A 12,566-nucleotide genomic window follows, 5' to 3' on the forward strand; every position below is an offset into this window, starting at 1 on the left:
AAGGGGGGAGTTCTCTACATTCCGTCTATCTTTTACGTGTTAAAGTTATTTCTTTCTAAAGCACCAGAATGTAGCATCGGTCCATGCTTCTGCATCCGAAGGATTCCAGCATAACACCATTGTATCATCCGTTAATTCCAGAATCTCAAAGGTAGTAATCGTATTGGATTCATCGTAAAAAGCATGTCCGCTCAATACCGAGACTCCCGTCAGTTTTAACTGACCGAGAGACCACTGTTCTCCATTGTCAGGATTGGTCTTGACCACTGACATATCAAAGGAAAATGTTCCTTTCTCCAGCACATTACCATCTGCATCTATCTTACTCAGATTCGGTCCGCCATTAAGGTCGAACATCAGCTCACAATCCAGGTCCTCCAACTCTTCGACAGGCGTAACATCCCAACTCGGCTCAAACTCAGTCAGCCAGCCACCTGTACCATACACAGCATCATAGTCTTCCAGATTCCAGACCCATGCTTTCCCATTCGTTCCGGAACCGGCGAAGAAAGCCCATTCTTTGGCTACAGGATGGTCTATCTTAGTAATAGTAACCGTACGGGTGGTAGCTACCTGTCCACCATCACAGAAACCGATGAACTTGATCGTCTGTTCACCCAGAAATGGCAACGCAGCCGTAACGGTTTGCTTGGTGGAAATGCCTGTAATATGATCCCAATAACTGCCTACACCGGGCGTATTATTCGTCATGACAATCTCATTGCCGCCTTCCGTAGTGGCGTGTACATCCAGCTTCAGTTCACTCTCACTGACCACACCACCCATTTCTTTATTGTCAACCACCGGATCGCATGCTACCAGCAGCCATATCGATAAAATTCCTATCGCTATATTTTTCATATCCGAATATTTTAAAATCATTAATTCATATTACTCTCATTTCCCCAACCCGGATTTTGTTCCAATACTCCAGCCGACAAATCAATCTGCGTCTTAGGCAACGGCATCAATCCTTTTGTAGCCTGAAGGCGTTGTGCTATATCCCCCATATCCATGCGGGTTTCAACCATATTATCCAAAACTTTCACACCATTTTGCTGACTCAGAACTTCTCCGGCAATTCCCCAACGAAGCAAATCATAATAGCGTAAACCCTCGAAAGCAAGTTCCCAATGGCGTTCATTACGCAGAGCTTCATCCGAGTAAGCCACAGCTTCCAGTCCGGCTCTCGCACGTACTCGATTCATAGGAGCTGCATCACGTTTCAGTTCGGCAGCCATCAACAAGACATCAGCAAAACGGATGATTACCAAATCCTGCGTATTATTCAACTGATAATCCGGATCAATCCCAGGATAGAGAATACGGCTATAGTTCACACTCTCTCCATCCTCGTTATAAGCATTGATAGCCATATACTTCTTCTGCCAATAACCGGTTTCGTTCATCTGCTTATCACATCCCCAGCCATAATCAGGCATTTCCTTCTCCACACTCATAATAGAAGCTTCACGGCGAATGTCCTTAGAAGGCCACGATTCCCACAGCTTTGAGTTCACTGTTCCTATCCCCCAGCCTATGCCGAAAGGAAAAATATCATCCAAGCTCGCCGGTTCGCGGGGAGACGAATACAGACAAACCTCATTATTATACCACGGATTATCCCAAGTAGCTTTCGCCGAATAACGAATAGCGAAAACTGTTTCTACATTGGCTCCATCTTCTCCTACCCAGTTCAAATCATTATCCTGAGCATATTTATAATCCTTTTTGGTATGAACATTACTGTAAGGCCACAAGTTCCTGAAATCACTAATCAGGTCATGCCCGCTGTTGTTTATGCAATCATCCAGATAGTTAATAACATCCGCCTTTGACAACGAACCATTATCCGGCAACGGTATACTTTCCTTTTGATAATAACCGGTATAAAACAAATAAACCCGTGCCAATAAAGCTTCTGCCGCCCATTTGGTAGCACGCCCCAACTCCGAACTATTGGCGGGACTATACTTGACGGAAGGCAACTTCTCAATAGCGGTTTTCAAATCAGATGCAATCTGCGCATACAGTTCTTCCGCCGATGCCCGTGGAATATTCGTCGGTTCAGAAGTTATAAGCAAAGGAACAGTACCGAACAGACGACATAAATCGAAATAAAAATAAGCACGCAGGAAGCAGGCCTGCCCTTCAATCTTGTCACGAACCTCCTGGCTCTCCCAACTGATACCGTCCAATGAACTCAACAACATATTACTGCGATAGATAGCACGGTAATCCTGTTTCCAAACATCAGCAAACATATTCTCATCAACTTTCTTCAACCTGTCTACTGCATGCATACGCCGGTCATCCGGTCCGCCGCCTCCAAAACGATCATCAGAAAGCAACTCAGCTGTCAGAAAGAAACTTTGTCCATCTTCTCCCGGAGTCATTTCACGGAGCAACGCATATACACCTGTCAGTGCAGTTTCCGCATCTCCAGAGTTTTTAGGAAAATTGGAGTTATCTTTCTTCGTCAGATTTTCACTATCCAAAAATCCTTCACAGCCCGCAAAGAAAAGGGCTACTATCGAAAATATCCATATTTTTTTCATACTACTTCTCCTTTAAAATTTAATATTCACACCTACCATATAGGTTCTCGGGCTGGGATAGAAACCCAAATCAATGCCGGACACCCAATCCTGATAGCCACCATAGCCCACTTCCGGATCCATTCCCGAGTAGCCGGTTATGGTGAACAGATTCTGTGCCGCCACATACAAACGGAGTTGCTTCAACGGCAGATTCTTAAATAATTTCTTGAAGTCATAACCTATTGTCAGGTTCTGCATACGAAGATAATCCCCATCTTCCATATAAAGTTCCGAAACGTACTGCCAGTTGGAGTGAGTACCTGATGTCAGACGGGGCAGTCTGTCTGACGTACCTTCACCATGCCAACGACCGAAGATATCAGACGTATAGTTTTGACGGGTATAGTCCACATACGAGCGATAGGACTTCATGATCTGATTACCGAAAGCACCATTCATAGTCATACTGATATCGAATCCCTTATAGGATGCGCTCAAACTCAATCCCAGATTATAATCGGGATTAGGATCGCCTATCATATCCTGGTCGCCATCATCGATAACCCCGTTATGGTCACGGTCCACCCAGATTACATCACCCGGTTTTGTGCCGTCCAGTTTGGCGCCTTTATAATTGGCAATCTGTTCTTCGGACTGAAAGATTCCCGCAGTAGAATAGCCATAGAAATATCCGATGGGATAACCTACTTGCGCACGATACATTTCCGTAGTCTGATTACTTAATACATCCGGATCGCCATGAATAATGCCCTCTGCATTGGCTATACGGGTCACCTTATTCTTATTATGTGCCAGGTTAAGGATAGCGCTGTATTCAAAATCAGAGATATGGTCGTTCCAGTTCAATGATATTTCATAGCCTTGATTGCGCACATCACCGCCATTCACAAACGGAGCACCCGTCCCGAATGAGTCCAACATCGGCGCAACAAGCAGCCAGTCCTTCGTATCTTTAATATAATAGTCGAAGTTTACCCCCAAACGATTGTTCAGGAAACGTGCATCCAAACCAAAATCCAACTGTTCGGAAGTTTCCCAGGTCACATCCGGATTTGCCAGAATATCAGGATAACCTCCGGATGTCAGCACCGTCTTATCCGGTCCGAACGTATAATCAGCCCCGCCAAATGCAATGGTTGAAAGGTACTGGAAGCCATCAATATCCTGATTACCATTCTGTCCCCAACTGGCGCGTATCTTCAGAAAATCCATCCAGGATTTAGTGGACTCCATGAAAGCTTCCTCCGAAATGGCCCAGCCGGCCGATACGGATGGGAAATATCCCCAACGATGCCCGCGTGCGAATTTAGAAGAACCGTCGATACGTAACACCGCGGTAGCCATATATTTGTTGGCATAATCATAATTCACCCTGCCAAAGAAAGAAGCCAGCGACTCTTTACCCCAGGGATAACCATGAAGACTGGTACGGTTGGTTATGGTTGGAGTGTTGCTCAGATAGGCATGTTTGAAATCATCGAAAATAGAATTTATATTACTTCCGCCTATCGTATCTCCCAATCCATGCTTTTCAATGGACTGGCCTAATAATACACCGAAACTATGATTGTTCAGTTTAAAATCATAAGTCACCGTATTCTCCCACATAATATTGCCACCCATAGACATTTCCTGAGTCACACTATTGTTATCACTAAAGGTGTTGCTTGCCAATTTATAAACCGGAGTAAAACTACGGCTATTATCGGCATAAAACGAATACCCGAAATTTGACTTCAGTTTCAGTCCGGTCACCGGTTGAATTGTAAGAAAGATATTCCCCTGCAACGCATGCGATTTAGCAATATTCTGTCCATTTGCATAATACATTTGTCCGATAGGATTGGCCTCACGTATTTCCCAGGGAATGGCATAATGAAAATTACCGTTTTCGTCTTTATTGGGCAAGAAAGGATTTGCATGCAACATATTGCGGATATCATTACTCCAAGTATCACCGATAGCGATACCGTTCCTCTCTGAATAAGAATAAGTCAGGTTCTCACCTACTTTGATGATATCCAGTTTGCCCTTGCGATACAAAGTATGTTCCGAATTGACACGCGCAGTGTAGCGGATATATTTAGGCTGTGCCGGAGATCCGATAATACCTTCCTGATTGGTATATGCCAAGCCGATAGAGTAAACGGACTGTTCTGTACCTCCGGTGATATTCAAAGCGTGATTTTGTATCGGAGCATTCTTATTACGTGATTCATCCAGCCAGTTCGTCCCCTTCCATGTACCGTTCTTCACTGCTTCCCAGTCAGGAACCAACGAAGCATAGTCGTAATCGGGCAAACCATCCATCATGCGTGCCTCGCTCATAATCATGGCAAATTCTTGTGCATTCAGCACATCAGGCATACGATACACGTTCTGCACACCGTAATATCCGTCATACGAAATCTCTGGTTTGCCAATGCGTCCTTGCTTTGTAGTCACCAGGATTACGCCATTGGCAGCACGCGAACCATAAATAGCCGCTGAGGCAGCATCTTTCAGTACATCAAGAGATTCAATATCGGCAGGATTCAGATTATTGATATCTCCGCCCGGCATACCATCTATAATATAAAGAGGTGAAGCCGATCCAGTAGTTCCCAAACCACGAATGGTAACTTTGAAACCTTCTCCCGGCATACCCGAACTTTGTGTGATATTCACACCGGGTGTTTGGCTTTGAAGGGCTCCCAGAGCATTCACTGTGTTCAGCTTGGCTATATTGTCGCCTTTCACCTGAACAGTGGCTCCGGTGACTAATTTCTTTTTCTGCACTCCGTAGCCCACAACCACCACTTCATCCAGCATCTCACTGTCTTCCTCCAAGGCTATTTTCAAGGGAGCCATAGCAGAGCTTACTTTAACTGATTGCCCCAGATAGCCTACATAAGTAACAGAAATTTCACATGGTAGAGAAACAGACAAAGTAAAATTTCCGTCTACATCCGTAACTACTCCATTAGTTGTCCCCTTTTGAAGGACATTTACACCGATCAGCGGTTCACCGTCTTTGGCAGCAACCACCGTACCTGAGATTTTGTAATTTGTTTGTGCCACTACGCCCATACAAACCCAAAGCAACAAAAAACATACAGATAAAAAGGGTATCCGGACGGATACAGTTCTCTGCAAATCAGATTGGTTCTTTTTCCATTGCATAAGATACAAATTTAGTGATTCATAATATTATTCCGGGTGGTTAATCCGGAGACTTATATAAGTCTGATGTCTTTTACATTGACAAATGTAGGCAAGTCTTCACTTTTTTTGTACTCCTTTTACGTAGGAAAGTCTTCATTTTGCGTAAACCTGACTTTCACTGATTTCTATTTATTTTTTCTCTTTAGTCCAATTTATCCATCAAGGGAATGCTTGCAAGATTCTGTAAAGGTTTTAAAACCCTATCTATTCAAAGTGATAGTAACCAGACATATTATATCACATAATGCTCATGTTTTCTGATTATCAGTAACAGGCACTTCAAGCCAAAAAGCACTTCCGGAAGATTAAAACCTTTGTTTATAAGAAACAGACCATCTGTTTGCACGTAACAGATGGTCTGTTTTATGTAAACGCATGGTCTTTTTAGTCCAAACAAACCATCTTTTCTACGAAAACAAGCAATCTTTTACTTGCCAAGGCTACACCTTTTGCACCATAAGGCTATACCTTTTGTCCCAAAGGGTAATACCATCGACAAAAAAGGGTGTAGCCTCTCCGAAAAGCAGACGATATTTTTCTATCCCGAAGGAAACGGCGTACCGAGGCAAACAATCGTTTTTCAAGAAAACTCCTTAATATTCCGCCAATAAGGTTTCAACAAAGCAAGAAGACCTATCTAAAGTCCTATTTTCCCCTCCATTCAGTATCAGTTCGCATTTTTCAAACAGAAAATCCCTGCGTTCTTTCGCACCGTCTCCTCCTTCCCGTCAAAAGAAAGAAACGTGAGACATCGGGAATAACATTTTGTCATTTTGATAATCACTTAGTCTCCGATATATATTTGATGAACGTATGCAGGACAATGTGCCTCTTTTTTTATACTTTTGTCCCCATCATGGAACAGCAACAATCATCTTTCAAAGAAAAAGAGCGCACCGGTCTGCGCGAACCGCGGCGCTTCAAAGTGATAATCTACAACGACGACTTCACTACAATGGAATTTGTCGTGAAGATACTTACTACCGTGTTTTACAAATCACCGGCAGAAGCAGAAGCGCTGATGATGCAGGTACACAAGAGCCAATCGGCAGTGGTAGGCATCTATACATACGACATTGCACAATCGAAGGTGCAAAAAGCCACCCGCATGGCACGCAGCGAAGGTTTTCCGCTCCGGCTCACCGTCGCACCGGAGGAAGAATAAAAAAAACAGAAAAAGATATGGATATACAAAATACAGAACATGTGAGCAGTGCTTTTTCCTCTGCACAAAGAAAAGCACTGTCCTACCGGCACGAATTCATCATGCCCGAACATTTACTGAGTGCATTTCTGGAACAGCCTCCTTTTTTAAATGCCCTGCAAGAATTCTTCTGTGACGTTGAGGAACTTTCCCTCTCGTTAGAGAATTACTTCACGGAAGAGTTAGAGAGCATCCCCGAAGGTGTGGACTACGAATTGGAAGTTTCAGCACAACTGAACGAACTCATACAACACGCCTATCTGATGGTGAACTATTCGAGTGCCGAGGAACTGAATGTCCCGCATTTGGTACAAGGAATGCTTCAGTTGCAGGAGTCCTGGGCAGCCCATTTCCTGAAAGAGACTCTCGGAGAAGACTTACCGGAATTTCTCAGTTCGCTTATTTCACAATACGAAGAAGCGGAAGAAATGGACTATGAACAAACCGCCACGCAGGAGAAGAGCGAGCCCTGGCGAAATTACGTAACTTGCCTGAACGATTGTCTGGAAACACACAATCCACTTATCGGACGCGAAGCCGAACTGGAACGGACCATTCAGGTACTCTGCCGCAAAGAGAAGAACAACCCGCTGCATGTGGGCGAACCGGGTGTCGGCAAGACCGCCCTCGCCTACGGACTGGCCGCACGCATCGAAGCAGGCGACGTTCCCGAACGACTCTCGGGTTGCCGCATCTACGAACTGGATTTAGGAACCCTACTGGCCGGTACACAATACCGGGGTGATTTCGAAAAACGCCTGAAGACCATCATGGAAGGTGTGCGAAGCGAAGGCCACGCCATTATCTACATAGACGAAATACACAATCTGATAGGTGCCGGACGTACCGGAGACGGTTCTATGGACGCTTCCAATATGCTGAAACCTTATCTGGAAAGAGGAGACATCCGCTTCATCGGTTCCACCACCTACGAAGAATACAATCGTTACTTTGCCCGCAGCAGAGGATTGGTACGCCGTTTCCAGCAAATAGACATACTCGAACCGAGTATTGAAGAAACCATCCACATCGTAGAGGGTCTGAAAGCAAAATATGAAGCATTCCACGGTGTGACCTATCAACCCGACGTCATCCCTTATGCAGTAAAAGCAAGTGCCCGCTATATCAACGACCGCTTCCTGCCCGACAAAGCCATCGACCTGGTGGATGAAGCGGGAGCCTGGCGCGAGATCCATCCCAACTCTTCCGAAGAGCAAACCGTGGACAAAACTTTGATAACCGATGTACTGGCCCGCGTCTGCAAAGTAGATGCACTTGCCATGAAAGAAGAAGATACCGCTTCGCTCGAAACCTTGTATGCACGTATCAGTAGTAAAATTTACGGACAGGAAGAAGCCGTCCGACAAGTAGTGGAAGCCGTACAGATGTCGAAAGCCGGACTACTGGATGAAAATAAGCCGTTGGCAAGCCTCCTCTTTGTAGGGCCTACCGGGGTAGGAAAAACCGAAGTTGCCAAAGTGCTGGCCGCCGAACTGGGCATCGCCCTGCAACGTTTCGACATGAGCGAATATACCGAAAAGCATACCGTGGCCAAGTTGATCGGTTCACCTGCCGGTTACGTAGGTTATGAAGACGGCGGATTACTGACCGATGCTATACGCAAGACTCCCCATTGTGTCCTGTTACTGGACGAGATAGAGAAAGCCCATCCCGATGTGTTCAACATCCTGCTGCAAGTGATGGACTACGCCGTGCTGACCGACAATAAAGGCCGGAAAGCCGACTGTCGCCACGTGGTGCTTATCATGACCTCAAATGCCGGTGCCCAATATGCCCGTCAGGCATCCATCGGATTCAGCAGCCAGATTACAGCCGGAGAGGCCATGCTGAAACAGGTTAAGAAAACTTTCAAGCCGGAGTTCATCAACCGTTTATCGGCTACAGTCGTCTTCCACGATATGAGCCGTGAAATGGCCTCGCTCATACTCGACAAGAAACTCGGAGAACTGAGCAGCAAGCTCGCGGCACGCCAGGTAGAAATGGAATTAAGTCCCGAAGCCCGAGACTGGTTACTGCAACGGGGATTCCTGCCGGAATACGGTGCACGCGAAATGGACCGTGTAATAGCCTCACACCTGAAGCCGCTACTGATGCGCGAAATTTTGTTCGGAAGCTTGAAATCCGGCGGAAAAGCCTGCGTACAAGTAGAGAAGGAAAGCTCAAAACTACAAATCTTAACGAAATAGCAACATGGTTTTCCAACTGACTGACGAAATTTCATTTCCCGACCCGCACTATGGTGAGCCCGACGGATTCCTGGCAGTAGGCGGCGACCTTTCCATCGACCGCCTTATCCTTGCCTACTCCAACGGGATATTCCCCTGGTACGCTTTCCGTGAGGGCGTGATACAATGGTGGTGCCCGATGGAGCGTTTCGTTATTTTCCCGGATGAAATCCACATCTCCCACTCCATGCGCACATTTATCAGAAAAGGAGAATACGACCTCAGCGTCAACCAGGCTTTCCACGAAGTAATCCGCGCTTGTGGTGAGCAAAGAATGAACATGGAAGGTGCCTGGCTTGGTGAAGACATGATAGCTGCCTATACACGGCTGCACGAACAGAATTTTGCCGCAAGCGTAGAAGTATGGGAAGGTGAACGCCTGGTGGGAGGATTATACGGAGTAACCTTAGGAAGATGCTTCTTCGGTGAAAGCATGTTCTCACTGGTTCCCAACGCATCCAAATTAGCCCTTATTTACCTGGCGCAAGTCTTCCGCGAAAATGGAGGGGAACTGATCGATTGCCAGTTCGAGACGCCACATCTGAAATCAATGGGCGGAAGATATATCAGCTACGAAGAGTACATGGAATACTTACGGAAGGATTAAACCAGCGTAAACTGTAAATGGTCATCCGTACTCCGGCTCTCATCGAAAGCAAACCCTTCCCACGTAAAAGCTCTCAGATCTTCGGGACGCTCTATGCGGTTCCTGATGATGAAACGCGTCATTTCACCGCGGCACATCTTGGCATAGATGACAATCGTCTTCAACTGTCCGCCTTTCCGGACCTGAAAGTCGGGTGTAATGACACGTACTTCTTCCTCTACCCGCTTCCAGTCGAACAGGTCTTTCATCTCACCGCTGGCAAGGTTCACAAGTACACCGCCCTGTTGCTTGATATCAGCTATAAACCGCTCTGTCAGTAACGGTTTCCAATAATCAAACATCGTTACTCCTCCCCTCTCCGGCAGGCGTACATCCCCTTCCAGCCGGTAAGGCTTTATCCCATCCAGCGGGCGAAGCAGTCCGTAGAGAAAAGAGGTGATGCGCAGATGATTTTGCGCATAATGGAAGTCATCTGCTGAAAAATCTTTCGGCAATATACGCTTGAAGACGGCACCGGTATATGCGCAAACAGCAGGCATCGGCCGATTGGCTTCCGAAAAGAAATCCTGATAACGCAAGTAGTTCTCAGCGGCAATCTTAGAGTTCACCCGCAGCAAACGTTCCAATTCTGCGGCAGAGAACTGCCCCATATCCAACGCATTCTGCACTGCTTCCGCCTGAAAATGAGGAACTGTCATTTCAGGCACTTTCACCGTTGTACGTGCCGCCATCGTTTTGGCACAAGAGATGAATGTCAACATACCACGTCATTTTAAAGTTTTCGGGAAACAAAGATAAGTATAAATAGGTAATTTCTAATATCCACCGCCATTTCGGAAAGTTTTTCTATAGAATTCACCTCCATTTCAAGAGTTTTTCATACCTTTACAGCTTGTTGGAGAGTACGGACTTTTTCGAACGAAAAGAAATCTATTCCAACCCTGAGACAAGAAAAAGAAAAAACAATATATAAAATGACCCACAAATGGAATTATCAACCCATTACACCCGAACAGGCAGAGACAAGCCAAAAACTGGCCCAGGAATTAGGGATTAGCCCGATTCTTGGCGGATTATTGGTGAAGCGGGGAATAACGAAGGCACAGGATGCCAAGAAGTTTTTCCGCCCGCAATTGCCCGACTTGCACGACCCATTTCTGATGAAAGACATGGACTTGGCCGTGGAACGCCTTAATAAGGCAATGGGAAAGAAAGAGCGTATTCTGATTTACGGAGATTATGATGTAGATGGCACTACTGCGGTATCCCTGGTCTACAAGTTCATTCAACAGTTCTATTCGAACATTGACTATTACATCCCCGACCGCTACAATGAAGGTTACGGGGTGTCTACCAAAGGAGTAGACTATGCCGCTGAAAGTGGTGTAGGGCTGATTATCGTACTGGACTGCGGCATCAAAGCCGTAGAGGAAATAACGTATGCCAAAGAAAAAGGTATCGATTTCATCATTTGCGACCATCATGTACCCGATGATGTACTGCCTCCGGCCGCCGCTATACTAAATGCCAAACGTCTGGACAATACGTATCCTTACGAGCACCTTTCCGGTTGCGGCGTAGGATTTAAGTTTATGCAGGCATTCGCCATCAGCAACGGTATCGAATTCCACCACCTTATCCCGCTGCTCGACCTGGTTGCCGTGAGCATCGCCTCGGACATCGTTCCCATCATGGGCGAGAACCGGATACTTGCTTTCCACGGTTTGAAACAATTGAACAGCAATCCCAGTGTAGGCCTGAAAGCGATTATCGACGTATGCGGACTCACTGAGAAGGATATTACCGTCAGCGATATCGTGTTCAAGATAGGACCGCGTATCAATGCCTCCGGCCGCATCCAGAACGGAAAAGAAGCCGTTGACCTACTGACCGAAAAGGACTTCTCCATAGCTTTGGAAAAGGCCAACCAAATCAACCAATACAACGAAACCCGTAAGGACCTTGACAAGAGCATGACCGAAGAAGCCAACAATATTGTGGCCGAACTGGACGGACTTGCCGACCGCCGCTCTATCGTGCTGTATAACGAAGACTGGCATAAAGGGGTTATCGGTATCGTCGCTTCCCGCCTGACGGAAATTTATTACCGCCCCGCCGTAGTACTGACACGCACGGATGATATGGCAACTGGCTCTGCCCGTTCCGTATCCGGTTTCGACGTGTACAAAGCCATTGAGTATTGCCGCGACCTGCTGGAAAACTTTGGCGGACACACATACGCCGCCGGACTGTCCATGAAAGTGGAAAACGTCAATGCCTTTACCGAACGTTTTGAAGAGTTCGTTTCACAGAATATTCTCCCCGAACAGACCAGTGCCCTCATCAATATCGATGCGGAGATAGACTTCAGGGACATCAGCCCGAAATTCTTCAGCGATCTGAAGAAATTCAACCCTTATGGTCCGGACAATCCGAAACCGGTATTCTGCACGCACAATGTGTATGATTACGGTACAAGTAAGGTAGTGGGGCGCGACCAGGAACATATCAAACTGGAACTGGTGGATAATAAATCCAATAATGTAATGAACGGAATTGCCTTCGGACAGAGCTCACACGTGCGTTTCATCAAAACCAAACGTTCGTTTGACATCTGCTACACCATCGAAGAAAATACTCATAAACGCGGGGAAGTCCAATTGCAGATAGAGGATATTAAACCTAATTAAATGAAGAATGAGAAATGAAAAATGAAGAATTACCATGCGGCACAATTGCGCAGC

General features: G+C 46.1%; 8 protein-coding genes. 4 read left to right on the forward strand and 4 right to left on the reverse strand.

Going from position 1 to position 12,566, the window contains the following annotated elements; all coding sequences use genetic code 11:
- Positions 1-45 precede the first annotated feature (45 nt).
- From BUC01_RS08100 to BUC01_RS08110, 3 genes are read right to left on the reverse strand one after another with little or no spacing between them, the layout of a single operon-like run.
- Entirely contained in the window at positions 46-861 is an 816-nt protein-coding gene (locus BUC01_RS08100) for a hypothetical protein (protein ID WP_073313308.1), read from the reverse strand.
- A 20-nt stretch (positions 862-881) separates the two neighbouring features.
- Complete coding sequence (locus BUC01_RS08105) at positions 882-2,558, reverse strand: RagB/SusD family nutrient uptake outer membrane protein (RefSeq protein ID WP_025834227.1); 1,677 nt, start codon at positions 2,556-2,558, stop codon at positions 882-884.
- Positions 2,559-2,570: 12 nt separating this feature from the next.
- Positions 2,571-5,723, reverse strand: coding sequence for a SusC/RagA family TonB-linked outer membrane protein (locus BUC01_RS08110; RefSeq protein WP_073313288.1), 3,153 nt, complete (start codon positions 5,721-5,723; stop codon positions 2,571-2,573).
- Positions 5,724-6,621: 898 nt separating this feature from the next.
- On the opposite strand from BUC01_RS08110, the gene BUC01_RS08115 reads away from it, so the two are divergent.
- Genes BUC01_RS08115 through aat form a run of 3 tightly spaced genes read left to right on the forward strand, consistent with a single transcriptional unit; the run spans position 6,622 to position 9,822 of the window.
- Positions 6,622-6,930, forward strand: a complete 309-nt coding sequence (locus BUC01_RS08115) for an ATP-dependent Clp protease adaptor ClpS (protein ID WP_025835007.1) — start codon at positions 6,622-6,624, stop codon at positions 6,928-6,930.
- Between the two features lie 17 nt (positions 6,931-6,947).
- Positions 6,948-9,176, forward strand: a complete 2,229-nt coding sequence (locus tag BUC01_RS08120) for an AAA family ATPase (RefSeq protein WP_025835009.1) — start codon at positions 6,948-6,950, stop codon at positions 9,174-9,176.
- 4 nt (positions 9,177-9,180) lie between these two features.
- The gene (aat, locus tag BUC01_RS08125; RefSeq protein WP_025835011.1) at positions 9,181-9,822 is read left to right on the forward strand and encodes a leucyl/phenylalanyl-tRNA--protein transferase; all 642 of its coding nucleotides are present in this window, start codon (positions 9,181-9,183) and stop codon (positions 9,820-9,822) included.
- Here the strand turns inward: aat and yaaA are convergent.
- Complete coding sequence (gene yaaA, locus BUC01_RS08130) at positions 9,819-10,583, reverse strand: peroxide stress protein YaaA (RefSeq protein WP_025835013.1); 765 nt, start codon at positions 10,581-10,583, stop codon at positions 9,819-9,821. The genes aat and yaaA overlap by 4 nt on opposite strands.
- Positions 10,584-10,796: 213 nt before the next feature.
- On the opposite strand from yaaA, the gene recJ reads away from it, so the two are divergent.
- The gene (recJ, locus tag BUC01_RS08135) at positions 10,797-12,512 is read left to right on the forward strand and encodes a single-stranded-DNA-specific exonuclease RecJ (RefSeq protein WP_073313290.1); all 1,716 of its coding nucleotides are present in this window, start codon (positions 10,797-10,799) and stop codon (positions 12,510-12,512) included.
- Positions 12,513-12,566: the final 54 nt, after the last annotated feature.

The sequence above is a fragment of the Bacteroides stercorirosoris genome, assembly GCF_900142015.1.
GTDB lineage: Bacteria > Bacteroidota > Bacteroidia > Bacteroidales > Bacteroidaceae > Bacteroides > Bacteroides stercorirosoris.

What these genes read in the sequence shown, in the direction of transcription:
- BUC01_RS08100 (WP_073313308.1), bottom strand. Translation starts at nt 861, where the DNA reads ATGAAAAATATAGCGATAGGAATTTTATCGATATGGCTGCTGGTAGCA.
- BUC01_RS08105 (WP_025834227.1), bottom strand. Translation starts at nt 2,558, where the DNA reads ATGAAAAAAATATGGATATTTTCGATAGTAGCCCTTTTCTTTGCGGGC.
- BUC01_RS08110 (WP_073313288.1), bottom strand. Translation starts at nt 5,723, where the DNA reads ATGCAATGGAAAAAGAACCAATCTGATTTGCAGAGAACTGTATCCGTC.
- BUC01_RS08115 (WP_025835007.1), top strand. Translation starts at nt 6,622, where the DNA reads ATGGAACAGCAACAATCATCTTTCAAAGAAAAAGAGCGCACCGGTCTG.
- BUC01_RS08120 (WP_025835009.1), top strand. Translation starts at nt 6,948, where the DNA reads ATGGATATACAAAATACAGAACATGTGAGCAGTGCTTTTTCCTCTGCA.
- aat (WP_025835011.1), top strand. Translation starts at nt 9,181, where the DNA reads ATGGTTTTCCAACTGACTGACGAAATTTCATTTCCCGACCCGCACTAT.
- yaaA (WP_025835013.1), bottom strand. Translation starts at nt 10,583, where the DNA reads ATGTTGACATTCATCTCTTGTGCCAAAACGATGGCGGCACGTACAACG.
- recJ (WP_073313290.1), top strand. Translation starts at nt 10,797, where the DNA reads ATGACCCACAAATGGAATTATCAACCCATTACACCCGAACAGGCAGAG.